We start from the raw sequence: 23,272 nt of genomic DNA, 5'->3' as shown, positions 1-23,272 counted from the left end.
GTATTTTTTTTGAAATTAATGAGTTAGTGTATTGAAATATTCTATATCTTAGCAGTCCAAATCCATTAAATCGTACTTAAATGAAGCCTACTTTTTCATTTGCGAATGTTATTATAAGCACTGAACAACTTACCATAATACTTTTGGTTACTGCCTCAGTTTTTATTGTTTTAATTGCTATTGCTATTGTAAAAATGTACAAACTTAAAGCAGAAAACAAACGATTGGTAGACAGTTCACCCTATAAAATAGACGAAACTTACAAAGACTTCACCGAAGGTCATTTGTACGAAAACAACAATAAATAAAAAAGGCGTGTATTTAAATCACGCCTCTTTTTTTACCTTACTAACTTTTTGTACTTTATTCGTTTAGGCATCAAATCGCCACCTAAACGTTTTTTCTTGTTTTCTTCGTATTCGCTAAAACTACCTTCAAAGAAATAGACTTGGCTGTTACCTTCAAAAGCCAAAATATGGGTACATATACGATCTAAAAACCAACGGTCGTGACTAATAACAACAGCACAACCGGCAAAGTTTTCCAATCCTTCTTCTAAGGCTCTAAGCGTATTTACATCTAAGTCGTTCGTAGGCTCATCAAGAAGCAAAACGTTACCTTCTTTTTTTAGTGTCATAGCCAAATGCAAGCGGTTGCGCTCACCACCCGACAATAATTTTACTTTTTTATTTTGTTCGCTACCACTAAAATTAAATCGGCTCAAATAAGCTCTTGAGTTTACCTGACGATTGCCCATCATAATCAGTTCTTGCTCATCGCTAAAGTTTTGCCAAATGGTTTTCTCAAGATCAATATTTGAATGCGATTGGTCCACATAAGCAATTTTGGCGGTTTCACCAACGATAAATTCGCCTTGGTCAGGTTGGATTTCACCCATAATCATCTTGAAAATCGTCGTTTTTCCGGCACCGTTAGGTCCAATAACACCAACAATTCCCGCTTGAGGAAGTTTAAAATTTAAGTTTTCGTAAAGTAACTTATCTTCAAAACCTTTACTCACTCCTTTTGCCTCTAAAACGTTAGTGCCTAATCTGGGTCCGTTAGGGATATAAATTTCAAGCTTTTCGTCTAGTTGTTTTTGATCCTGACTCAATAACTTATCGTAATTATTTAAACGTGCTTTTTGTTTGGTCTGTCTGCCTTTAGCACCTTGTCGTACCCATTCTAACTCACGTTCAAGAGTTTTTTGTCGCTTAGAAGCAACCTTACTTTCTAATGCCAATCTTTTGGCTTTTTGATCTAACCACGAAGAGTAATTACCTTTCCAAGGAATACCTTCGCCTCTGTCTAATTCTAGAATCCATCCAGCTACATTATCTAAAAAGTAACGGTCGTGCGTAACGGCTATCACAGTCCCTTTATATTGGGCTAAATGATGTTCTAACCAATGAACAGATTCGGCATCAAGATGGTTGGTTGGCTCATCCAGCAACAAAACATCCGGTTCTTGAAGCAACAATCGGCAAAGCGCTACCCTTCTTCGCTCACCACCAGACAACACTCCAATTTTTTTGTCACCATCAGGTGTTCTCAAGGCATCCATGGCGATTTCCAATTTGGTATCAAGTTCCCAAGCGTTAGAAGCATCAATTTTATCTTGGAGTTCGGCCTGTTTGTTCATGAGTTTCTCCATTTTATCCGGATCACTATAAACTTCCTCTAAGCCAAACATATCGTTAATCTTATTGTATTCGTCAAGAATTGCAACTATTTCTGCAGCGCCTTCCTTAACTACTTCCAGTACGGTTTTATTGTCGTCTAATTTTGGTTCTTGCTCCAAATAGCCAACGGTATAACCCGGAGCAAAAACTACATCGCCCTGATAGTTTTTATCCACACCGGCAATAATTTTTAACAAGGTGGATTTACCCGAGCCGTTTAAACCTAAGATGCCAATTTTAGCTCCATAGAAAAAACTTAAATAAATATTTTTTAAAACCGGTGTTTGCGCTCCTTGAAAGCTTTTGGTAACACCAGACATTGAGAAAATTACTTTTTTATCGTCAGACATGATTTTTTACGATATTAGATTTACAATATAAGATTTACGAAATCGGTTAAGTGTCTTAAAACTCTAAACCCTGCCTTTAAGTGCGTTAAATACCCAGGCAATGGCAAAAAAGCCTATGCCTACAGAAGCAAAACCCCAGCCGGCCACTTCGTTGTATCTAAAAAGTCCTAAAGCTATTAAACCTAATCCTACTATTACCATAATGGTGGTAGCCCATGCTAAAACTGTGTTTTTATTCATTGCCATAATTAGTTGTTTTTATTAGGGCGCATCCCAATACAAGTTAGCTTGTCTTGGGTAGGGTTTTCACTATATCTTTTAATGTACCATTAAAAGAATGCCGCTTCAATCCCTTACGCGAATTGAGGTACAAATATCGATATTTTTGGTTAAACATATCAATAGGTATCACCCAACAAACCAAAAATTTGATCACAGCAAAGCCTTTTAAGATTAAATTTTGGATTCCTTCAAACACGAATTTTATAATTCATCAAAAGTGAATACAAACAATTCGTTTAGGTTCCTTTTTCCGAAGTCAGTACATTTAAAATCAACGCGCTTATAATGAGAACTATACCAACCACACTCCAGATAGTATAAATTTCTCCAAACCATAAAACACCTAATAAAAGTGTAAAGACTACTTCAATGTATTTAAACGGCGCTACTTGATTGGCCTTGGCTATTTGAAAAGCTTTGGTCATATACAACTGTCCAAAATATCCGTAAACACCTAAACTCAACAGTAAAATCCATTCAATACCAATAGGATTTATCCAGCTTTTAATTGATAAAACTCCACCAACAAGCGTGGCAATCATCATAAAATAATTGACTACCACCACAGGATGCTCTGTAGTTCCTATTTTACTGATTACAATATAAACCAAACCACTAAAAACAGATGCTAATAATATAAGTGTAAGTCCGTGTGTACTAATGCTGCTATCAAATCCTCTTAAAATCAACACACCCGAAAAAGCTACTAAAAACAGCAACCATTGAACCGATTTTATTTTCTCCTTTAAAATAATAGCTGCGAAAATAGCTGCGAAAATTGGCGATAAGTAACGTAACGATACAGCAGTTCCTGCGGTTAAATATTTCATGGATTCAAAAAAGAGCGACATCGCCACTACACCAAAAAGACCTCTCAGAATTAACAATTTTGGATTGTTGCCAATAATATTAATATTCCTGGGAATTAAAACACCAAAAGTAAAAAACAAAGAACCTGCCGATCTGAAAAACACAATTTGTGGCGCACTTAAATGAATTAAATATTTAACCGTTAAATTCATGAATGTAAATGCAAGCGCACTGATTATCATAAATTTTATAGCTTGCTTTACATTCACCTAAGATCTATTATTTAAAAGTAACAATACCTATGCCGGTATTTGCTGGCTAAGACAATGTAAGGTTCCAAAACCCCATATTAAATCGATGGCGCTTATGCCAATTACCTGTCTATCAGGAAAACAGCCTGAGATGATATTGAGTGCAATTCGATCATTAACGTCATTAAATGTAGGAACCAAAACGTATTTATTTAGAATTACAAAATTGGCATAACTGGCAGGAATGGTGAGTCCGTCGAACTCTAATTGCTCGGGCATTGGTAACTCTACAATATTTGGAGATTTTCCGTTTTCCAAAACAGCGTTCTTTAATCGCTCTAAATTGTCTTGAAGTGCTTTGTAATTTCGACTTTTTTTATCAGATTCAACGACTGTCACTATTGTGTCATCGTTCACAAAACGACAAAGATCATCTATATGTCCATGTGTGTCATCGCCTACAATACCATCGCCAACCCATATCACATTGGTAACACCAAAATATTCTTTAAAAATGGCTTCGTAATCGGTTTTGGTGAAGTATGTATTTCTAACCTGTATAGACGGATGCAACAAACATTCTTCTGAAGTAATTAAACTGCCCTTACCATTCACATCTACAGCACCACCTTCTAAAATAACCGGCTTACCCTTGTAAGTAGCTTGTATTAAATTAATATTTAAATAATTGGCAACCTTAAGCGGAACATGTTTATCTAGTTGATAATTTTTATACTTGGCCCAGCCATTAAAATTAAAGTTGATAGCCTCGCGGTTTTTGCCGTTTTTTACAATAATTGGTCCGGAATCTCGCATCCAGCTTCGGTTGGTTTTGTGAATGATATACGACACGTTATTAAGATTAATATGCGCCATTTGCAACATTTCATGAACCTTAGCTTGAAGCTTTTCATCAGCTACCATTAAGAAAACGGTTTCTACCTGAGCTACTTTTTTAATAAATTCCACAAAAGCCCATTGAATGGCGCCGTACTTACCGGGCCAATCGTTACCATTATGCGGAAAACAAAGCAGTAGTCCTTGCTGTTGCTCCCATTCTGCCGGAAACCTTCTCATTAATCTATGGCGCGTTTTGTGATGTCGGAGAAAGCATCAATACGTCTATCTCTGAAAAACGGCCAGTTTTGACGCACATTTTCTTGCAAACTCAAATCTACCTCAGCCATTAATATCTCTTCCTTATCATGCGAAGCTATGGCTAAAATTTCACCTTGCGGACCGGCGATAAACGAAGCGCCCCAAAATTCCAGACCATCGGTATTTGGTAAGTATTGTTCTAATCCTATACGGTTGGCTGCGGCTACATAAATACCGTTAGCAACTGCATGACCTTTCATAACGTTCATCCAGGCGTTGTATTGGTTATCTCCGTATTGCTGTTTTTCAGAAGGATGCCAACCAATAGCAGTTGGGTAAAATAATACCTCTGCGCCTTTAAGAGCTGTTAATCTGGCAGCTTCGGGATACCATTGATCCCAGCAAATCAACACACCAATATTGCCTTTTTTGGTAGCATTGGATTTAAAGCCCAAATCACCGGGCGTGAAATAAAATTTTTCGTAAAAATGCGGATCATCAGGTATATGCATTTTACGGTATAGTCCGGCTTCGGTGCCATCGGTATCGATAATATAAGCACTGTTATGATAGATACCTGCCATACGCTTTTCAAAAAACGGTACAATAATCACCACACCCAGTTCTTTCGCTAGATCACTAAATGCATTAAATGAGGTGCTGTATAACGGTTCGGCAAGTGAGAAATTATTAACGTCTTCACTCTGACAAAAATAATGGCTGCTATATAATTCGGGTAGGGAAATTACTTCGGCGCCTTTAGCCGCAGCTTCCCTTACCCAAGCTAGACACTTCTTAAGGTTATTTTCGGGTTTGTCGTTTAAATTAAGCTGAATGACAGCAATTTTATAGCTTCGTTTTCCCATTAGTTCAAAATTAAGAACACAAAAGTAACCAAATAGTGTAATAAAACCGAAGTAAAATGCCTGTTACTAAAATACCATAGGCACTTCAATCAATAATAGCTGGCTGTCTTGATGAGCTCGAATATTAAATGATTCTGTTTCAGAAACGCCTATGGCATCACGAGAATTTAACTCGTGGCTATTAATAATGGTTTCACCTGTGATATTCATAACGTAAACACCATGATTTTCGCTCTTTAATTTGTATTCGTAATTTTTATCGGCATCTAAATCAATGCGCGTTAACACCACATCCTGATGTACTTTTAAACTGCCCTCATGACTATTGTTCATTGAAGTCACTAAAGTTTGTAATTGATTTTGACGTGCTGCGCTATCGAACGATTTTTGGTCGTATCGCGGTGCAACATTTTGAGTATCGGGGAAAATCCATATTTGAAACAAACTCAAATACTCACTATCTGAACCATTAATTTCGGAATGCTGCACACCGGTTCCGGCACTCATTACCTGCACTTCGCCGGGCACAACCGGAATCCATGCGTCGCCCATGTTATCCCTGTGTTTTAAAACACCTTTTAAGGGTATGGTAATAATTTCCATATTGTCGTGCGGATGGGTTCCAAAACCCATTTTTGGTGCAATAATATCATCATTAAGTACGCGTAAGGCCCCAAAATTTACTTTTTCAGGGTTATAAAAGCCTGCGAAACTAAATGAGTGATTGGCCTGTAACCAACCGTGGTTGGCATAGCCTCTGTCTTCTGCTTTGTGTAATACTGTTTTCATGATACTGCCCGAACAAGCGGGTATCTTTTTAAAATTAAACTTAAATATTTATAATTGTCGAGTTTCTGTTTCTTATGAGATTCCTGCTTTTGCAGGAATTACTCATCGCATTTTATCTAAAATATGGTTGAGTTGCTGCGCTTCGGTTGCAGTAAGTTTTTCAACTAAAGTCTCGTAAAACTCACTTGAAATAGACTCTAAAAGTTGTTTGCCATTGGCAGTGATTTCAATATGAACCACTCGCCTATCGTCTTCGCATGGTATTCTTTCAATTAAATTTTTAGCACACAACTTGTCCATCAATCTGGTGGCGTTGGGCGAGCGCTCTATCATTCTGTCTTTGATGGTTTGAACCTTTAGAGGCTGATTAGCACCATTTAAAATTTTTAAGATATTGTATTGCTGGGGCGAAATTCCGAAGGATTTAAAAAACTCATTTTGAAAACTATTAATCCAATTAGCCGTGTACAAAATGTTAATTAAAGCCTTTTGTTTTTCGTTTTTGAAAGTTGAATTAATATCTTTTGAAATATCTCCCATCATTAAACATTTATATGGCCGACTGTAATTTTTGAACCGCCGACTTTAATTGGTCATTCAAATCATCATTCACGAATTGGCCACCTTTAAAGTTATCACCAAATAATGGTAATGAAAATTGAGCAACAATTTTGGTGTCGTGAAAAGGAAAACGATTAGCTGCTGCCTCCAAAACCGATGCGCCACCTCTACCTCCGGGTGAAGTTGCCATAAGCAACATAGGCTTACCACAGAAGGTTTTAGCCTCAATTCGGCTCATCCAATCAAATAAATTTTTAAAGACGGTTGCGTATGAACCATTGTGCTCAGCAAGCGAAATAAGTAAACCATCGCTTTCTTTTATTAAATTAAAGAACTTATGGGCATTATGAGGAATGCCATGTGATTTTTCAAGATCAATTCCGTAAAGTGGCAAATCAAAATCATTTAAATCTACCAAGTTTACTTCTGCATTATCAATTAAATCTGAAGCATAAGTTACTAATTGTTTATTTATGGAGGTTTTACTATTACTACCGGCAAAAGCTAATATTTTTTTCATGTGTTTTATATTTGTCTTTTCAATTACAATACAAATGTACATATAATAAATTTATATTCCAAGGAATATATTTCCATGTTATATATATTTAACAAGGTCTTAAGAAATCTATCAGAAAAATCATTTTAAACTTTCGTAAATTCGTACCAAACAAATAACAATGGATTTAAACTTCAACAAAAACGAAGATCATAATAAACTTTTAGTTTCAGATTTAAAGCAACGTTTGGCTAAAGTAAAATTAGGTGGTGGTCAGAAAAGTATTGACAAACAGCACACCAACGGAAAAATGACCGCCAGAGAACGCATTGATTATTTACTGGACCCTAAAAAACCTTCGATTGAAATTGGCGCTTTTGCTGGAGAAGACATGTACGAAGAACATGGTGGTTGTCCTTCTGGCGGTGTTGTTGTGAAAATTGGCTATATTAAAGATAAACAATGTATAGTGGTAGCAAATGATGCCACGGTTAAAGCCGGTGCCTGGTTTCCAATTACCGGAAAAAAGAATTTAAGAGCCCAGGAAATTGCCATTGAAAACAAATTACCTATTATTTATTTGGTAGACAGTGCCGGTGTGTATTTACCAATGCAAGACGAAATCTTTCCTGATAAGGAGCATTTTGGTAGAATTTTCAGGAACAATGCCATTATGAGTAGTATGGGTATCACTCAAATTGCAGCCGTTATGGGAAGCTGTGTTGCCGGTGGCGCCTACTTGCCAATTATGAGTGATGAAGCGTTAATTGTGGATAAAACCGGCTCCATTTTTTTAGCGGGAAGTTATCTGGTTAAGGCGGCTATTGGCGAAACGATAGACAACGAAACCTTGGGTGGTGCCACGACACATTGCGAAATAAGCGGTGTTACAGATTATAAAGCTAAAGACGATAACGATGCTTTAGATACCATCAAAAATATTGTTGATAAAATTGGTGATTTTAATAAAGCAGGTTTTAACAGAATAAAAGCTGCCAAGCCTAAAGAAAAACAAGAAGATATTTACGGGATTTTACCAAGAAGTCGTGCCGATCAATACGACATGTATGAAATAATCAAACGCCTTGTTGATAACAGCGAATTTGAAGAATACAAAGCCGGATACGGGCAAACCATTATAACAGCCTATGCCAGGATTGACGGTTGGGCAGTTGGTATAGTGGCCAATCAGCGCCAAATAGTTAAAACCACCGGTGCTAAAACCAAACCTACCGAGATGCAGTTTGGTGGTGTTATTTACAACGACAGCGCCGATAAAGCCACCCGGTTTATTGCCAACTGCAACCAAAAGAAAATTCCACTGGTCTTTTTACAAGACGTCACAGGTTTTATGGTGGGCAGCAAAAGTGAACATAGTGGCATTATCAAAGATGGTGCTAAAATGGTAAATGCCGTAAGTAATTCAGTCGTACCAAAGTTTACAGTGATTATTGGTAATAGTTATGGCGCAGGCAATTACGCTATGTGCGGTAAAGCCTACGATCCGCGATTGATTGTGGCTTGGCCAAGCGCTGAATTAGCTGTAATGAGTGGAAACTCGGCTGCCAAAGTATTGCTACAAATTGAAACGGCCTCTTTGAAGAAAAAAGGCCAAACCATTACCAAAGAAAAAGAAGAAGAATTATTTCAGAAAATTAAATCGCGTTATGACGCACAAGTATCACCCTATTATGCTGCAGCCAGACTTTGGACCGATGGCATTATAGATCCATTAGATACCCGAAAATGGATTAGTATGGGTATTGAAGCCGCCAATCACGCCCCGATAGAAAAGGCTTTTAATTTGGGGGTTTTACAAGTTTAATCGGTAACGTGTAACGGTATTCTTGGAATGGTTAGTAACTTAGTTTGCCTACCATTAACATATCTAAAGCCATCTTCACCATAAAAACCGGCTTCTTCGAGCATGATTCTTATATCGCGTTTCCATTGAGGAATATTGACCGTAGTATTTAATTCTATGGCGTAAACTGTATTTGGATAAAGCGGATAATCGCCGTCTCCTGGAACTCCACCTTGGGCATCCCACATACCAATGGTTGGTCCGGCCGAATGACCGTAATAACCCATAGGATGTGTGTAAATAGATGGCTGTAGTCCTTGAGCTTTCGCTTCTTTTAAGGCATTTAGCAATATTTCATTACCCGTAGCACCTGTTTTAAATTGATTTGTTAAAATATCCTGGAGTTGATTACCTTTTGCCAGCGCATCTACTAAATATTTTGGTGGCTCAGTTTCTTCAGGTTTTAAAACATAGGCCAGTTGCTGGCAGTCTGTATTGAGATTTAAATAGGTAATACCAAAATCGCAATGCAGAAGATCGCCCGGAAGTATGACCATATTTTCAGGACGGTTAGAAAAAGCGTAAAGATGATTTCCCATGCTCTCATTGCTTCGTTGCACATCAACAGTTGGATGAAACCAGGTTTTTAATCCCAACTCAATCACTTTATCGCGCATCCACCATTCCACATCGGTTGTGGTGGTAATTCCGGGAGTGATGACAGCTTCAGAAAACGCTTCAGAAATAATATTTCTAGTGATGATAACCAATTGATCATAAATAACCATTTCTTGTTCGGTTCTGGTTTCGATCCATGCCACAGCAAGTTTTTCGGCTGAAACTACTTTTTTGTGATGTTTTTTTGGTAAATACTTCATTAATAGTTCATAATCGGTTTTAGCCAAACCGTCGGCGATATTAAAATCTTCAGAAAAATTAAGTCCGATGGTTGTCGGATTTCGTTCCTCGATAATCTCTATTAAACGTTTCCATTGATCAGGTTGCTGGTCTTTATCCCAAGCCGACAGGATTGATTTACCAAAATTGTAGCGCGCCACCGCCAGTTTTTCAATACTGTTATTTTTTTTGTTTCTGTAAAAAACTAAGATAGTTCTTCGTCTGGCATTTAACCAAGTGGCAGGCAGCATGGTTTTAACAACAGGATCTTCATTGTATTCGCGAGTAATCAAAATCCACATATCAATATTGGTTTGATCCATAAGTTGCGGCAATAAGTTAGCAAGTCGGTTTTCAAGTATGGCGTCTTGTACCTCTGCGCGTCGTTGTGAAGGTAAAATATGCTGCGATACTGCCATTTGACAACTAACAATCAAAAAAAAGCAGATACTATTTTTAATAAATCCAATCATGACAATTTAGCTTTATTTAAGGTTTCCAAAATTTGAATTTTACCCGGTGTTTTTTCAACAAACCTGGATATGAAATAAATAGATTTAGGTGCTTCAAACTTTTCTAAATCTTCAAAAACTGTCTTTGAAATTTCAAATGGCTCTGATTCAACAATCATCACAACGTGTTCACCCAGTTTAGAATCGTGTTCTGAAGTAATTAAAATTCTATGTTGAAATTTGTCTTGTAATTTTGCCTCAACCACTTCGGGCTGAACCTTAACGCCGCCCACATTAATAACATAATCTGCCCTTCCTAACCATCTAAATTCGTATTCAGATATCAACTCTACAATGTCATTGGTGATGACGGGTTCACTCGATAGATAAGGGGCTTTAATTACCAAGCAATTTCTTTCGTCCTGGGTTACCAGAACCCCCGGAAGCGTCGTGAAATATTTGGATTTAGTTTTACCGTTTAAGCGTTTTGCAGCAATATGTGTGATAGTTTCGGTCATTCCGTAGGTTTCATACACTTCTGTTTTTAACTTTTGAACAGCTGTTACCAAAGATTTAGGAACCGCGGCACCACCCACAATTAACTTCTTAATATTTTTTGTAGCGTTTATGGTGTTTTCAAGTTGCAAAGGCACCATAGCACAAAAGTCGAATGTTTTATCAATATCAAAAATAGGTCTAGAAAGCGGCTCAACAGTGGTGACTTCTAATCCCAGAATCATGGCCCGTACAAGCATCATTTTTCCGGCAATAAAGTGGGTTGGCAAGCAATGCAGACAGGTGTCTCCAGGTTCAAGACTAAAGAAATTCCCAGTAGATATTGCGGAGGCCACCATAGCGTCTTTTTTTATTATAACAATTTTAGGCGCACCGGTTGAGCCCGATGTACGCACTTCAACCACAGGCCTGTCGTTGGTCCATTCCAGCAAAAAGTCGCCCATTTCCTTTTCAAATAGCTGGCCTTCTTTGATAAAACTGTAAGCCACTTCTTTTAAGGCATCTCTGTCAAAATAGAGTCCGTTAAGCTTAAATTTATTATGTATTTTGTCAAATGTTGGAATCATATTGGTCTGTTACTTCAGGGTTATTATTTTTTGCTACTTCAACCTTTCCAAATAATTTATCGCGCCAGTTGGTCCAATTGTACTTCTTAGAGAAAATAAAGAGTAGAATTGGGAATACGATGAAAACAGGAATAAATATTTCTAAAAGACCCATAGGATCTGGATCTGAAACATCACGGTAAACCGAGTATGTCTGAAAAGCAGTCCAGTCTGCCGTTACCAATAAAGCTGTAAACATGTTATTGGCCGCATGAAAACCTAAAGCAAGTTCTAAACCATCGTCCATTAAGGTAATTATGCCCAAAAACAATCCGGTACCTATGTAATAAACCATAATAAAATTGCCCAGTTTTTCAACTTCAGGGTTGGCTATATGCAGAAGTCCAAATACAGCAGAAGTTACAATAAGTGGTACCCATTTATTTTTAACCAAAAAACCTATGCCCTGCATTAAATACCCTCTAAACATATATTCTTCAAAACTGGTTTGAAGTGGTACCAAAAGCAAGACTACAACTACAAGCACAGCAAATCTTTTCGGCTGAAAATTAAACACATAGTCATCTGGCGCCATGAATATTTCAATAAAAATAAGCGCAGAGGATACAATTCCCCAGAAAATAAAAGCAAACCAAAACCGACTCCAGTCTATTTTGGGCCTAGCTGTAGTAAGGTGATTTAACTTTTGACCATGTAGTAATCTGGCTCCGAGTATTAAAAATATCAGACCTCCAACAAATGGCAATAACATTAAGACAAGATTTAAATTAGAGTCGAAAAGTGTCATTAAGTAATTTAAATCATCGGCACGACTCATATCAAATTCACCTTTAAATTGTTTAAAACCAACGGCAATGGCATGAGGAGCCGAAAAAATAGCCACGCCAATAACGGCAATAATAACACCTAAGATATAACGCCACCAATCGTTTAAAATAGTACTAACCTGACTTATATACATGCTTATAAATTAAAATTCCAGTTAATTAAATTATTATAGTGCAATTTACCATTTTTTACTTGTAACGGACTATCAAAATTATTAGTAAATAACGAACCAGTGCCCAAACCTTGTGGCATTGTTAGATTGAGATGGTAGGCAAATTGCGCAATGGCATTTAAGCCTATATTACTCTCTAAAGCACTGGTAATCCAGTAGCCAATGTGATGTTCTTTGGCTACATCAATCCATGACCGGGTACCTTGAAAACCACCTATAAAACTCGGTTTTAAAATAATGTATTGTGGTTTGATGTGTTTTAGCAGTGCTTCTTTTTTGGTTGTTTCAAACACACCTATCAATTCTTCGTCTAAAGCAATAGGAATAGGTGTTTGCTGACATAAGCTAGCCATTTCATCCCATTGATGAACTGCTATGGGTTGCTCTATGGAATGCAAATCAAATTGCGATAATTTTTTTAGTTTTTCAAGTGCTTCGTTTGGTGAAAAAGCGCCATTGGCATCTACTCGAAGTTCTATGTCATTAAATGTAAATTCTTCTCTGATGGACTTTAAAAGAGAGAGTTCAGTATCAAAGTCAATCGCTCCGATTTTAAGTTTTAGGCATGAAAATCCTGCCTTTAACTTCTCTTTTATTTGAGATTTCATAAAATTGGCATCGCCCATCCAAATCAAACCATTAATACTGATAGCATCTTTACCCCGGGTAAAATCAGAAGGAAATAACTCAAAAGCTGATGGCGATTTTAAGGATTTAAAGGCCATTTCCAAGCCAAACTGAATACTTGGATAGTGTTTTAATTCTGAATATAATTTATCTAAACCAACACTAATATTAGCACAAACGTATTTTAATTTTTCTTCGTAATCTAGCACATCATCTACCGAAAGACCTCTTAAGAGTCCGCACTCGCCTATTCCTTTTTTACCATTAGATTCAACAACAATGAACCAGGTTTCTTTGGTTTTTAAAACACCCCGTGAGGTGCCTGCGGGTTGTTTAAAATTTAATACATATCGCTGATATTTGGCAGTCATAAAGGAGGTGTAATGCTCAAAAAACAAAGCAAAGATAATCCAATAGATTCTTAATGGCATATTAAAAATTAACCTAAGCATTAATTCTTAAAATCGAATCATAAATTTATCACTTCAAATAATTAAATTTGTGTCATTATGATTTTTGTTTTGTTATTTATTGCATTGAACCTTAGTTAACATGCCTAATTTCCCAAACCTTATACTATTTGCCATCCCGTTTTTTGTATTGGCCATGCTTCTAGAGTTGTATGTTACCACCAAACAAAACATTAAAACTTACGAAAAAAAAGACGCCTTTTCTTCCATTGCTATGGGATTAGGCAATGTTCTCATTGGGTTTATAAGCAAGGCCTTGGTTTTTGGAGCCTTTTATTTAATTTATGAAAACTTCAAGTTGTTTACCATTCCGGTTGTGTGGTGGAGTTTTATTTTAATATTCTTTGCTGACGACTTTTCGTATTATTGGTTTCACAGAATATCTCATGAATGCAGATTATTTTGGGCATCACATGTAGTACACCATTCGTCGCAACATTATAATTTAAGCACGGCCTTAAGACAAACCTGGTCCGGGAGTTTCTATTCTTTCATTTTTTGGCTTTGGATGCCTTTGGTTGGGTTTCATCCGGGAATGATACTGTTACAAATGTCTATAAGTTTATTATATCAATTTTGGATTCATACCGAAGCTATCGATAAAATGCCGCGCTGGTTTGAAGAAATTTTTAATACCCCATCTCATCATCGCGTTCACCATGGCAGTAATCCGTTGTATTTAGACAGAAATCACGCCGGCATTTTGATTATTTGGGATAAACTTTTTGGAACCTTTCAACCTGAAATTAAGGATGAAAAAGTGGTTTACGGTCTCACCTCAAATATCAACACCTACAACCCGATTAAAATTGCCTTTCACGAATGGATTGCCATATTTAAAGACACTTTTACAGGTTCCAAACCACTAAAAGCGCGTTGGCAGTATTTAATAAAACCACCGGGGTGGAAACACGATGGCTCCGGTAAAATTAGTGCCGATTTGCGCAGCGAATGGTTGAAAAACAAACAGATTTCAAATGAAAATAAGTAATAAGGTTATTTGGATTACCGGTGCTTCCAGTGGTATTGGGAAAGCTTTGGCGATTTATCTTTCTAAAGAAAAAAGTAACAAACTTATTTTGTCTGCACGAGGAGAAAATGCTTTAAATGAAGTTAAAAGGCTTTGCACATATCCCGAAAATATTTCTGTTTTACCATTTGATTTAGCCAAAATCGATATGATGCACGACATAGCTAAAAATGCTATTAAATTATTTGGAGCTATTGACATTTTGGTAAATAATGGCGGCGTGAGTCAGCGTAGTCTAATTATAGACACGGCAATAGAAGTGGATAAAAAACTTATGGAAGTTGACTATTTGGGAACAGTGGCTCTCAGCAAAGCCATTCTACCTCATTTTATTAAAAAGCAATCGGGTCACTTTGTTGTAGTGAGCAGTTTAATGGGGAAATTCAGTTCGCCATACCGTTCTGGATACTGCGGTGCCAAGCACGCCTTACATGGCTTTTTTGATGCTTTAAGAATGGAACACCAAAAAGACGGTATTGATGTTACCATGGTTTGCCCGGGATTTGTAAATACCAATGTTGCCAGAAATGCCTTGACAGGAAGTGGAGACATCCAGAACAATCAAGACACGGCTACAGAACAAGGTCTTTCTCCCGAAGTTTTTGTCAAACGCATGACGCATGCCATCGCTAAAAGGAAATTTGAAGTTTATATTGGAAAGAAAGAAGTTTTAGGAGTTTATTTAAAACGCTTTTTTCCTAAGTTTTTACATTATTTCGTATTGAGGAGTACGGTTCGGTAGTTATTAACCCAGAGTTTAAACCGTGGGTTGATAGAACGAGATATTATATCAAAGTAGTATTTACAGCTCCAGACTCTCACCAATTTCTAATAGCATCAAATCCTTATCATTTTCAAAGAATTTACGTTTTGCAGCTGCGTGGTCAATTTCTATATATCCAAACGTATCGAAATGAACTCCTAATATTTTGTCGCATTCTACGAAATCGCTGGCGTGAATAGCGTCATCAATACCCATTGTAAAATTATCTCCTATGGGTAAAATAGCTAGGTCTAATTTGGTAAACATAGGAATCAATTTCATATCCATCGTTAATGCAGTATCGCCTGCTATGTAAATGTTTTTTCTCTCGCCTTCTATAATAAATCCACCGGGCTGACCGCCATAAGTGCCATCCGGAAAAGACGAGGTATGCACAGCGTTTACATATTTTAACTTGCCAAATTCAAACTCCCAAGAACCACCATGGTTCATTGGGTGACCTTCGATACCCTTGCTTTGGTAGTGCGAAACAATTTCGAAGTTTGAAATAATTTTAGCACCCGTATTTTTGGCAATGGCTTCGGCATCGAGAATATGGTCTTGATGAGCGTGTGTGAGCAAAATATAATCTGCCTTAAGGCTATTGATATGGATATGACTTGCCCTTTCATTGGCCGAAATAAATGGATCTACAATTAAATGCGTTTCGCCTATTTGAATACCCAGAGAAGCGTGACCGTAAAATGTGATTTTCATGTATGATAATTTAAGTTAAAACATAAATTTTTATCCAAGAAAATTACTGAATTTTTAATAAAAAACCTGACCCAATCCTAATAAAATAGAAAAGATAAAAGTAGTAATGGCCAGAAATTTTAGTTGTGGATCGTATTCTGAAGGATGTTTGGCGTTCACCACCACTTTTATGTGCTTAAACAAAGGAATAAAAGCCAGATAAAAAATAAAATTATAAGGAGATGAATAGTATAAAATTGAAAATAAAACCGATGCTGTTATGGCTCCAAAAATTAAAAACAAATGGTATTGTTTGGCGCGTTTACTTCCCATTTTCACCGCTAATGTATATTTACCCGATTTTTCGTCGGATTTGATATCTCTCATATTATTGAGGTTGAGCACACCAACACTTAACAAACCTATAGAAATAGCCGGTAAAATAACTACATGGTCTAATCTTAAGGTATTTAGAAAATAGACTCCAACCACACTCACAAATCCGAAGAAAACAAATACAAACAAATCACCCAAGCCTTTATAACCATAAGGCGAATCCCCAATGGTGTAGGTCAAGGCCGAATAAACCGTAAAACCTGCCAATACTATAAAAATAAAAGCATACAAAATATGGTAAACTCCAAAGGCAGAAAAAATTAAGGCGAACACACTAAAAATAATAAACATAATAGTGTTTTGAATGGCTACCAGCATTTGCTCAGGTGAAATTTGTCCGCTTTGTATGGCGCGTTCAGGTCCAATGCGGTCATCGTTATCGGTGCCTTTAGTGCCGTCGCCATAATCGTTGGCAAGATTAGAAAGTACTTGAAAACCTATGGTTGATGTTATTGCAAAAATAAAAACCAATACGTTGAATTTGTCGGTAGCATAGTAGGCTAAACAAGATCCAACAAAAATTCCTGAAACAGATAATGGCAAAGTTCTGAGCCTAACAGCCGAAAGCCAAACTTGTAAATTAGTCATTTGTTTAGATTTGGGTTAAGGAATCCACTTCTTTTCAAAATTAGGTTTACGTTTTTCTAAAAAGGCATTCCTGCCTTCAATGGCTTCATCGGTCATATAAGCTAATCTAGTAGCTTCACCAGCAAATACTTGCTGACCAACCATTCCATCGTCGGTTAAATTCATAGCGAATTTAAGCATTTTTATAGAAGTAGGACTTTTCGCTAAAATTTCTTGTGCCCACTCGTAGGCTGTTTGTTCTAAATGGGCATGAGGTATCACGGCATTTACCATACCCATATCAAATGCTTCCTGGGCTGAGTAATTTCTTCCAAGGAAGAAAATTTCGCGCGCTTTCTTCTGCCCAACCATTTTTGCCAAATAGGCCGAACCGTAACCACCGTCGAAACTGGTAACATCGGCATCGGTTTGTTTAAAAATGGCGTGTTCTTTACTGGCCAAAGTTAAATCGCACACAACGTGTAAGCTGTGGCCACCACCAACTGCCCAACCCGGAACTACAGCAATGACTGCTTTGGGCATAAATCTGATAAGGCGTTGCACTTCTAGGATATTAAGACGGTGATAACCATCTTCCCCCACATAGCCTTGATGACCTCTGGCTTTTTGGTCTCCACCGGAGCAAAAACTCCAAACACCATCTTTGGTTGACGGACCTTCGGCCGAAAGCAAAACAACGCCAATGTTTACATCTTCATTAGCATCGTAAAACGCATCGTAAAGTTCACTGGTTGTTTTTGGCCTAAAGGCATTTCGAACATTAGGTCTGTTAAAGGCAATTCGCGCTACACCATTGCACTTTTTGTAGGTAATATCTTCGTATTCTTTAGCGGTTTTCCAAGCTATTTCTTTCACTGTAAATTATTTATACTATTCAGAAATCAAATATAAACCATCTGGTTTAATATCGATTAATTTTTGTTTGTAAAGATTTCCGACTGCTTTTTTAAAGTTTTTCTTACTCATTTCCAAATGAATTTTGATGTCATCGGGCGAAGACTTATCTGAAAGGGGTAAAAAACCGTCATGAGATTTAAGCGTATCGAGAATGGTTTGTGCATTAGGCTCAATGTTTCGGTAACCAATTTTACCCAGAGCAATATCCAGTTTGTTGTCTGGCCTTACATTTTTGACATACCCCTTAAGGCGATCGCCAATGTTAAGTTGCTGAAAAATATCGTCTTTAAAAATGAGTCCGCTGTGCTGTTCATTAACAATAACGTTCATCCCAATTTCTGAAGGATGAGAAATAATAAGGTCAACCTCATCAAATTTTTGCAGGGTTAAACTTGAATTATCAAGAAATCTATTGGTACGACTTGAAGCTACCAGTCTGCCGGTTGTTTCGTCTAAGTAACAGCGCACCAAGTACCACTGCCCGGCTCTCATTTGTACAACTTGCTCCTTAAATGGGCAAAATAATTCTTTTAACAATCCCCAATCTAAAAATGCACCGTGTTTTGTTACCTCATTACAGCGCAACATGGCAAAATTATCTTTTATTATAAATGGTTCCTCGGTGGTAGCAACCGGTCTTTCTTCGTTATCTAAATAAACAAAGACCTTAATTGCCTCCCATATTTTAAAATTTTCAGGAACATATCTGTTGGGTAATAACACTTCATTGCCCTCATCATCTGCAATATATAAACCTTGTTGAGCCTCGCGTATAATAGCCAGCGTATTGTATTCTCCTATATTAATCATATTGCAAAAATACGCATATAATTGTTTTGAATAAAAAAAGCGTTACTTAACAAATTGTGAGTAACGCTTCTTTACTTGAGTTAGTTATTTTTATTTGTATACAGACTCTTTTTTGAAGTGTTTTGCCAATAAATAATACACAACGGCTCTATATTTATTACGGTTAGATTGACCATACTGTTCCATAACTGCAGCGATGGCTTTGTCTAAATCCGGACTATCCTTTAAACCTAATTTTTTGATGAGGAAATTATTTTTTACAGTATCTAATTCAGATTGATCAGAACCGGCTACTGTAGCAGCATCTGCATTGTAAATAGATGGGCCGCAACCAATGGTTACTTTAGTTAAAAAATCCATGTCTGGATTAACGCCACACTTTTCTTTTAAATCTGCGGCGTATTTTGCAATTAATTCGTCTCTTTTACTCATTTTTTAATATTTTAAATTAAGTGTTAAATATAATTAATCTTAAGACCCTTTACAAATGAAAAAGTCACATTTTTAGTTACTTATTTTATAAATTTAAAATAGTCAAGTAAAATGTCGTCATTTTGGGTTCTTGGAGTAAAAATTTCGAGTAGTTTTGGTTTTTTGCCTGCTCTAAAAAAAGAGGTCAAAGCACGCTTTAAGCTCGCCTCATCTGAGGCTTTTTGATATTGAAAACCGTGTAATTCGCAAATTGGCTTAGCCTGTAGTTGGTGCTTGGTCTCAAAAAAAGTATCAAAGTTGTCGGTATTTTTATGTCCCGGTAAGATTCTGAAGATACCACCACCTTGATTGTTAACAACTATGATTCTAAAGTTTTTAGGTGTGTAATTGTTCCATAACCCATTACTATCGTAAAAGAAACTTAAATCACCGGTTATAAAAACCGTTTGTTTTTTGTTGATAGTCGCACTGCCTATGGCTGTTGACGTACTGCCATCAATACCACTTGTGCCACGGTTGCAAAATACATCTATAGATTTTGGCAATTGAAATAATTGTGTGTAACGAATGGTAGAACTGTTACCAACCTGCAAGACAATATTTTTAGGCAAGTTATTCAAAACTAAATCAAAGACCTTAAAATCTGAAAACGGAATTTGTTGAAGGTACTCGGTATGTTTAGTTCTTCTGATTTGCCTAATTTTTAAAAAGAAATTCTTGTATTCGCTCTTTTTATGATGTGTTACCTTGGGCAGCATGGCGTTAAAAAACACATTTGGCTCGTGCGGTATATGCGCCGAAAGACTAAAAAATGTATCGTAAGCGCGATTTGGATGAATGTGCCAATGTTCTTTTGGTTTATACTTCCGTAAAAATGCCTTGATGCGTTTTGAAACAATCATACCGCCAAAGGTTACCAGTAAATCAGGCTGAAATTGAGATAGTTCATCATCGTTTAAAGGCATAATTAGCTTGTCTATTCCCGGGAAAAATTGTGCGTTGTGTAAATTTGAAGTGGTTTCTGTTAACACAATAACGCTGTCTTCGTTAGCCAATTCATTCAACACATAATCATCAATACTGTCGGGATAATTAACGCCAACCAATACCATTTTTCGTTCACTGTTTTGCCATCTTTCAGCAAAATTCTTTACCTGAAAATCATCGAGTTTAGCAGGTTTAATTTCATTTTTATATGGTTTGGGAGTAATAGTAATTTCATCAACTAAATCATACAAGGGTTCATCAAATGGAATATTAATATGTACCGGACCCAATTGTTGTTGGGCAACACTAATAGATTTTTGAATTCCAAATTCGTTAAATTCTTGAATATCTTTTTGTAAGCCAAGAAAACGCTCTACTCTATTTTCTATGTTTTTAAAAATAGGAATGGATTCGTCGTTTGGTAAGCTCTGTTCGTCTTTAACATCTAACTTTAAATTGGTACTGAAAAGCACATGCTTTCCAAAGACATCGTTTTGCATGATGGTTTGTCCGTCGCCTATTTCCAATAAATGCTTAGGTCTGTCTGCCGAAAGTATAAGTAGAGGGATTTGACTATAAAAAGCCTCTGTTACCGCCGGAAAATAATTTACCAATGCACTGCCAGAAGTACAAACTACGGCAACCGGCTGTTGGATTTGTTGCGCGATACCCAAGGCGAAAAAAGCTGCACAACGCTCATCTACTATACTATAGCATTGAAAGAAGCTGTCTTGCGTAAACCCAATTGTAAGCGGTGCATTTCGGCTACCGGGTGATATTACAATGTGTTTGATATTTCTAAGCTTGAATAACTGAACAACCGTTTGTGCTAGTGGAATTTTTGGATATGGCATAGCAATTATTTACGCAACAAAGATACAAAGCAACTTAGCTAAATAAAAATTACAAAACGCTTTTCACCGTTTGTAATTTTGCCAATAATTCTTGCCATTCTTTTTCGGGGTCTGAATCTTTTGTAATTCCGCCACCAACATAAATGATAGCTTCTTCATCTTTAAGTTGCATACACCTTAAGTTAACAAATAGCTGTGTAGATTTGGTAACATTTTTATAGGCAGTGTTTTCAACATTTGAAACACGTTTGTTGCGTTCTCTAACCTTTATAGCATTCATTTCTCCTAAAAATCCGGTGTAGTATTCCCTATTGTAGTCTTCATGTGTATTGATGAAATCTAAAGCTAAATCTTTGGGTTTACCACATATTGCAGGTGTTGGATGTAAGTTGCTAAGTAAGTTTTTCAAATTGAATTTATGAAGCTCCAATACTGCTTCAATTTTAGTTTGTAAATGCCATAAATTGCCAGCACGTATGGTATCAATTTCGGCTGAAATAATACTGTCGATGTTGATACCAGAATCAACCAATTTCTCAATAATATATTGAGTAACAATATCTTGTTCATCTAATTCCTTTTCCTGCCAAGTTATATTGGTTTCACCATCATATTTTTGGGTACCTGCCAAAGACATAGTAGATAATTTATTCCCTTGAATATTGAGTAAGGTTTCAGGGGTGGCACCTATCCAAGTGCCAACTTTTGGATGGTACCAACAATACACAAATGCCGATGGATATGTCAACAACATTTTTTCAAAAATTGATAGCGGTTGAAGATTTTCTGCGTTGAAAATAAACGGCTTTGATAACACTACTTTTTTTAATGCTCCTATACTAATAATGTCTAATGCAGTTTCTATTAAGCTTGAATAAGATTTAGGTAAAGATTCGGCAGAGATTGGTTTTGAAGCAGCAGATGTAATGTCTAAAGCAGACAATTCTAATGTTTCGATTTTACATCTAGCCGAAGGAAATAAAATTGTTTTGAGAGTATCGGTCTCCGAAAAAGGGGCAAATACAAAGCCATTTTCTGTATAAGTTTCTGGATGATAAATGTGGTCGTCCTCCTGACGATAAGACTTCAGTTTATTGGCATTTGGCACTTTAAAGGCGACAAAAGGCAATTTTTTCTGGTAGTGTTTGAGCAAGTCATTTAACATTGCAGACTTTTATTTTTTAGGCAAAGCAATGGTAGTAAGTTTACAAATAGAAATTAAATTGTCATTATCATCTGTAATCCGAATTTGCAATAATTGGGTAGTTCTACCACGATGAATAAATGTTGCCTTGGCATAAACATAACCTTCTTTAACACTTTTTAAATGATTGGCTGATATCTCGATACCTCTCACAAAAACCTCATTTAAATTTAAAAAAATGTGTGCGGCAAAACTCCCTACACTTTCGGCTAGTGCGACTGTTGCGCCACCATGTAGAACACCATCAGGCTGATACACTCTGCTATTTACAGGCATTCTGGCAGTGACAAAATCTTCACCAAAATCTACAAATTCAATTTCTAATGTTTCCATCAAGGTGTTTTTACATACTTTATTGGCCTGGGATAATACCGCTTCTCTAGATATTTGCATATAAAACTGTAATTTTAAACTTTGCGGCTAAAATACAAAACCACCCATTTAATATGAGAAAGATTGAGAAAGAATTAACGTACAAAACCAGTAACACCTATTCCACCTTAAACAAACTAACCCCAAAGACCAAATACATCTGGTTTGTTTGTCATGGCATGGGTTATTTAAGCCGGTATTTCTTGAAATATTTTCAAGGACTAAATTCTGAAGAACATTACATTATTGCACCACAAGCACCCAGTAAATATTATTTAGGACCTAAGTTTAAGCATGTAGGTGCCAGTTGGCTCACCCGAGAAAATACCGGTGCAGATACCGAAAACATCATCCGTTATTTTGATGCCATTTTTGAGACTGAAAGCCTTCCAAGCGATAAGAAACTGATTGTTTTGGGATATTCTCAAGGAGTGAGCGTTGCAATGAGGTACATGGCAAAACGCAAAATAAAACCCGAATATTTAGTAATTCACTCAGGAGGTATTCCTAATGAATTGACTAAAGCCGATTTTAGTTATTTTGAAGGCAAAGTAACTTTAATTTATGGCACTAACGACGAATATTTAGATGACACAAGAATGCAAACTGAACGACAAAAGGCTCAAAATTTGTTTGGAAAACGGCTGGAAATAGTTCCTTTTGAAGGGAAACACGAGGTGAATACCGATTTAATAGAAAGGCTTATCGAATGACGTGGCAATA

25 protein-coding genes are annotated in these 23,272 nt (G+C 36.7%); 5 read left to right on the top strand and 20 right to left on the bottom strand.

Annotation, left to right across the window (positions count from 1 at the left end; translation table 11 throughout):
- The first annotated feature begins 80 nt into the window (after window positions 1-80).
- On the top strand, window positions 81-308 hold the full coding sequence (locus FJ651_RS12645) for a hypothetical protein (protein ID WP_140990900.1): 228 nt from the start codon (window positions 81-83) through the stop codon (window positions 306-308).
- A gap of 32 nt (window positions 309-340) precedes the next feature.
- Here the strand turns inward: FJ651_RS12645 and ettA are convergent, their stop codons facing one another.
- The 8 genes from ettA to FJ651_RS12605 all read right to left on the bottom strand — a co-directional run bounded on the left by ettA (window position 341) and on the right by FJ651_RS12605 (window position 7,209).
- On the bottom strand, window positions 341-2,032 hold the full coding sequence (gene ettA / locus FJ651_RS12640) for an energy-dependent translational throttle protein EttA (RefSeq protein ID WP_140990899.1): 1,692 nt from the start codon (window positions 2,030-2,032) through the stop codon (window positions 341-343).
- A gap of 63 nt (window positions 2,033-2,095) precedes the next feature.
- Entirely contained in the window at window positions 2,096-2,278 is a 183-nt protein-coding gene (locus tag FJ651_RS12635; RefSeq protein WP_140990898.1) for a CAL67264 family membrane protein, read from the bottom strand.
- 272 nt (window positions 2,279-2,550) lie between these two features.
- Window positions 2,551-3,366 (bottom strand): DMT family transporter, encoded by an 816-nt coding sequence (locus tag FJ651_RS12630; RefSeq protein WP_140990897.1) that lies wholly within the window; start codon window positions 3,364-3,366, stop codon window positions 2,551-2,553.
- Between the two features lie 57 nt (window positions 3,367-3,423).
- Complete coding sequence (locus tag FJ651_RS12625; RefSeq protein WP_140990896.1) at window positions 3,424-4,452, bottom strand: agmatine deiminase family protein; 1,029 nt, start codon at window positions 4,450-4,452, stop codon at window positions 3,424-3,426.
- Window positions 4,452-5,339 carry a carbon-nitrogen hydrolase gene (locus FJ651_RS12620; protein WP_140990895.1) on the bottom strand — a complete coding sequence of 296 codons (888 nt, stop codon included), beginning with the start codon at window positions 5,337-5,339 and terminating at the stop codon, window positions 4,452-4,454. Before FJ651_RS12620 ends, FJ651_RS12625 begins: the two co-directional genes overlap by 1 nt.
- Before the next feature lie 66 nt (window positions 5,340-5,405).
- Window positions 5,406-6,128 carry a pirin family protein gene (locus FJ651_RS12615; RefSeq protein ID WP_140990894.1) on the bottom strand — a complete coding sequence of 241 codons (723 nt, stop codon included), beginning with the start codon at window positions 6,126-6,128 and terminating at the stop codon, window positions 5,406-5,408.
- A 102-nt stretch (window positions 6,129-6,230) separates the two neighbouring features.
- Complete coding sequence (locus FJ651_RS12610) at window positions 6,231-6,668, bottom strand: MarR family winged helix-turn-helix transcriptional regulator (protein WP_140991029.1); 438 nt, start codon at window positions 6,666-6,668, stop codon at window positions 6,231-6,233.
- A gap of 10 nt (window positions 6,669-6,678) precedes the next feature.
- Window positions 6,679-7,209 (bottom strand): NADPH-dependent FMN reductase, encoded by a 531-nt coding sequence (locus FJ651_RS12605; protein WP_140990893.1) that lies wholly within the window; start codon window positions 7,207-7,209, stop codon window positions 6,679-6,681.
- Between the two features lie 160 nt (window positions 7,210-7,369).
- On the opposite strand from FJ651_RS12605, the gene FJ651_RS12600 reads away from it, so the two are divergent.
- Window positions 7,370-9,013 carry an acyl-CoA carboxylase subunit beta gene (locus tag FJ651_RS12600; protein ID WP_140990892.1) on the top strand — a complete coding sequence of 548 codons (1,644 nt, stop codon included), beginning with the start codon at window positions 7,370-7,372 and terminating at the stop codon, window positions 9,011-9,013.
- On the opposite strand, the gene FJ651_RS12595 is transcribed toward FJ651_RS12600, so the two are convergent.
- The 4 genes from FJ651_RS12595 to FJ651_RS12580 are packed head-to-tail and all read right to left on the bottom strand — an operon-like array spanning window position 9,010 to window position 13,421.
- Window positions 9,010-10,362 carry a M24 family metallopeptidase gene (locus tag FJ651_RS12595; protein WP_140990891.1) on the bottom strand — a complete coding sequence of 451 codons (1,353 nt, stop codon included), beginning with the start codon at window positions 10,360-10,362 and terminating at the stop codon, window positions 9,010-9,012. The genes FJ651_RS12600 and FJ651_RS12595 overlap by 4 nt on opposite strands.
- Window positions 10,359-11,423 carry an AMP-binding protein gene (locus FJ651_RS12590; RefSeq protein ID WP_140990890.1) on the bottom strand — a complete coding sequence of 355 codons (1,065 nt, stop codon included), beginning with the start codon at window positions 11,421-11,423 and terminating at the stop codon, window positions 10,359-10,361. Before FJ651_RS12590 ends, FJ651_RS12595 begins: the two co-directional genes overlap by 4 nt.
- The gene (locus tag FJ651_RS12585) at window positions 11,407-12,384 is read right to left on the bottom strand and encodes a CPBP family intramembrane glutamic endopeptidase (RefSeq protein ID WP_140990889.1); all 978 of its coding nucleotides are present in this window, start codon (window positions 12,382-12,384) and stop codon (window positions 11,407-11,409) included. Before FJ651_RS12585 ends, FJ651_RS12590 begins: the two co-directional genes overlap by 17 nt.
- A 2-nt stretch (window positions 12,385-12,386) precedes the next feature.
- Window positions 12,387-13,421: an o-succinylbenzoate synthase gene (locus FJ651_RS12580; protein ID WP_140991028.1), complete on the bottom strand. Its 1,035-nt coding sequence runs from the start codon at window positions 13,419-13,421 to the stop codon at window positions 12,387-12,389.
- 181 nt (window positions 13,422-13,602) lie between these two features.
- On the opposite strand from FJ651_RS12580, the gene FJ651_RS12575 reads away from it, so the two are divergent.
- Window positions 13,603-14,511 carry a sterol desaturase family protein gene (locus FJ651_RS12575; protein ID WP_140990888.1) on the top strand — a complete coding sequence of 303 codons (909 nt, stop codon included), beginning with the start codon at window positions 13,603-13,605 and terminating at the stop codon, window positions 14,509-14,511.
- Entirely contained in the window at window positions 14,498-15,292 is a 795-nt protein-coding gene (locus tag FJ651_RS12570; RefSeq protein WP_140990887.1) for an SDR family oxidoreductase, read from the top strand. Before FJ651_RS12575 ends, FJ651_RS12570 begins: the two co-directional genes overlap by 14 nt.
- Window positions 15,293-15,352: 60 nt before the next feature.
- Here FJ651_RS12570 and FJ651_RS12565 read toward each other — a convergent pair whose 3' ends face one another.
- The 8 genes from FJ651_RS12565 to FJ651_RS12530 all read right to left on the bottom strand — a co-directional run bounded on the left by FJ651_RS12565 (window position 15,353) and on the right by FJ651_RS12530 (window position 22,570).
- Window positions 15,353-16,030 carry a metal-dependent hydrolase gene (locus FJ651_RS12565; protein WP_140990886.1) on the bottom strand — a complete coding sequence of 226 codons (678 nt, stop codon included), beginning with the start codon at window positions 16,028-16,030 and terminating at the stop codon, window positions 15,353-15,355.
- Between the two features lie 54 nt (window positions 16,031-16,084).
- The gene (gene menA, locus FJ651_RS12560) at window positions 16,085-16,993 is read right to left on the bottom strand and encodes a 1,4-dihydroxy-2-naphthoate octaprenyltransferase (protein WP_140990885.1); all 909 of its coding nucleotides are present in this window, start codon (window positions 16,991-16,993) and stop codon (window positions 16,085-16,087) included.
- A 15-nt stretch (window positions 16,994-17,008) separates the two neighbouring features.
- Window positions 17,009-17,848 carry a 1,4-dihydroxy-2-naphthoyl-CoA synthase gene (locus tag FJ651_RS12555; protein WP_140990884.1) on the bottom strand — a complete coding sequence of 280 codons (840 nt, stop codon included), beginning with the start codon at window positions 17,846-17,848 and terminating at the stop codon, window positions 17,009-17,011.
- A gap of 15 nt (window positions 17,849-17,863) precedes the next feature.
- Entirely contained in the window at window positions 17,864-18,700 is an 837-nt protein-coding gene (locus FJ651_RS12550) for a CvfB family protein (RefSeq protein ID WP_140990883.1), read from the bottom strand.
- A gap of 90 nt (window positions 18,701-18,790) precedes the next feature.
- Complete coding sequence (locus tag FJ651_RS12545; RefSeq protein ID WP_140990882.1) at window positions 18,791-19,132, bottom strand: DUF2853 family protein; 342 nt, start codon at window positions 19,130-19,132, stop codon at window positions 18,791-18,793.
- Window positions 19,133-19,212: 80 nt separating this feature from the next.
- Window positions 19,213-20,973 (bottom strand): 2-succinyl-5-enolpyruvyl-6-hydroxy-3-cyclohexene-1-carboxylate synthase, encoded by a 1,761-nt coding sequence (menD, locus tag FJ651_RS12540; RefSeq protein WP_140990881.1) that lies wholly within the window; start codon window positions 20,971-20,973, stop codon window positions 19,213-19,215.
- A 49-nt stretch (window positions 20,974-21,022) separates the two neighbouring features.
- Window positions 21,023-22,138, bottom strand: a complete 1,116-nt coding sequence (locus FJ651_RS12535) for a chorismate-binding protein (protein ID WP_140990880.1) — start codon at window positions 22,136-22,138, stop codon at window positions 21,023-21,025.
- A gap of 9 nt (window positions 22,139-22,147) precedes the next feature.
- Window positions 22,148-22,570, bottom strand: coding sequence for a PaaI family thioesterase (locus FJ651_RS12530; RefSeq protein WP_140990879.1), 423 nt, complete (start codon window positions 22,568-22,570; stop codon window positions 22,148-22,150).
- Between the two features lie 53 nt (window positions 22,571-22,623).
- On the opposite strand from FJ651_RS12530, the gene FJ651_RS12525 reads away from it, so the two are divergent.
- Window positions 22,624-23,262: an alpha/beta hydrolase gene (locus FJ651_RS12525; protein ID WP_140990878.1), complete on the top strand. Its 639-nt coding sequence runs from the start codon at window positions 22,624-22,626 to the stop codon at window positions 23,260-23,262.
- Window positions 23,263-23,272 lie beyond the last annotated feature (10 nt).

The organism is Paucihalobacter ruber (assembly GCF_006494535.1).
In the GTDB taxonomy this organism is placed as follows: domain Bacteria; phylum Bacteroidota; class Bacteroidia; order Flavobacteriales; family Flavobacteriaceae; genus Paucihalobacter; species Paucihalobacter ruber.
This window is presented reverse-complemented; position numbering and strand designations above follow the sequence as displayed.

Coding starts and splice junctions, on each gene's coding strand:
- FJ651_RS12610 (WP_140991029.1), bottom strand. CDS start 6,668: ATGGGAGATATTTCAAAAGATATTAATTCAACTTTCAAAAACGAAAAA.
- FJ651_RS12645 (WP_140990900.1), top strand. CDS start 81: ATGAAGCCTACTTTTTCATTTGCGAATGTTATTATAAGCACTGAACAA.
- FJ651_RS12550 (WP_140990883.1), bottom strand. CDS start 18,700: ATGATTAATATAGGAGAATACAATACGCTGGCTATTATACGCGAGGCT.
- FJ651_RS12585 (WP_140990889.1), bottom strand. CDS start 12,384: ATGTATATAAGTCAGGTTAGTACTATTTTAAACGATTGGTGGCGTTAT.
- ettA (WP_140990899.1), bottom strand. CDS start 2,032: ATGTCTGACGATAAAAAAGTAATTTTCTCAATGTCTGGTGTTACCAAA.
- FJ651_RS12570 (WP_140990887.1), top strand. CDS start 14,498: ATGAAAATAAGTAATAAGGTTATTTGGATTACCGGTGCTTCCAGTGGT.
- FJ651_RS12615 (WP_140990894.1), bottom strand. CDS start 6,128: ATGAAAACAGTATTACACAAAGCAGAAGACAGAGGCTATGCCAACCAC.
- FJ651_RS12630 (WP_140990897.1), bottom strand. CDS start 3,366: ATGATAATCAGTGCGCTTGCATTTACATTCATGAATTTAACGGTTAAA.
- FJ651_RS12575 (WP_140990888.1), top strand. CDS start 13,603: ATGCCTAATTTCCCAAACCTTATACTATTTGCCATCCCGTTTTTTGTA.
- menA (WP_140990885.1), bottom strand. CDS start 16,993: ATGACTAATTTACAAGTTTGGCTTTCGGCTGTTAGGCTCAGAACTTTG.
- FJ651_RS12545 (WP_140990882.1), bottom strand. CDS start 19,132: ATGAGTAAAAGAGACGAATTAATTGCAAAATACGCCGCAGATTTAAAA.
- FJ651_RS12590 (WP_140990890.1), bottom strand. CDS start 11,423: ATGATTCCAACATTTGACAAAATACATAATAAATTTAAGCTTAACGGA.
- FJ651_RS12535 (WP_140990880.1), bottom strand. CDS start 22,138: ATGTTAAATGACTTGCTCAAACACTACCAGAAAAAATTGCCTTTTGTC.
- FJ651_RS12530 (WP_140990879.1), bottom strand. CDS start 22,570: ATGCAAATATCTAGAGAAGCGGTATTATCCCAGGCCAATAAAGTATGT.
- FJ651_RS12595 (WP_140990891.1), bottom strand. CDS start 10,362: ATGATTGGATTTATTAAAAATAGTATCTGCTTTTTTTTGATTGTTAGT.
- menD (WP_140990881.1), bottom strand. CDS start 20,973: ATGCCATATCCAAAAATTCCACTAGCACAAACGGTTGTTCAGTTATTC.
- FJ651_RS12605 (WP_140990893.1), bottom strand. CDS start 7,209: ATGAAAAAAATATTAGCTTTTGCCGGTAGTAATAGTAAAACCTCCATA.
- FJ651_RS12600 (WP_140990892.1), top strand. CDS start 7,370: ATGGATTTAAACTTCAACAAAAACGAAGATCATAATAAACTTTTAGTT.
- FJ651_RS12580 (WP_140991028.1), bottom strand. CDS start 13,421: ATGACTGCCAAATATCAGCGATATGTATTAAATTTTAAACAACCCGCA.
- FJ651_RS12525 (WP_140990878.1), top strand. CDS start 22,624: ATGAGAAAGATTGAGAAAGAATTAACGTACAAAACCAGTAACACCTAT.
- FJ651_RS12620 (WP_140990895.1), bottom strand. CDS start 5,339: ATGGGAAAACGAAGCTATAAAATTGCTGTCATTCAGCTTAATTTAAAC.
- FJ651_RS12625 (WP_140990896.1), bottom strand. CDS start 4,452: ATGAGAAGGTTTCCGGCAGAATGGGAGCAACAGCAAGGACTACTGCTT.
- FJ651_RS12635 (WP_140990898.1), bottom strand. CDS start 2,278: ATGGCAATGAATAAAAACACAGTTTTAGCATGGGCTACCACCATTATG.
- FJ651_RS12565 (WP_140990886.1), bottom strand. CDS start 16,030: ATGAAAATCACATTTTACGGTCACGCTTCTCTGGGTATTCAAATAGGC.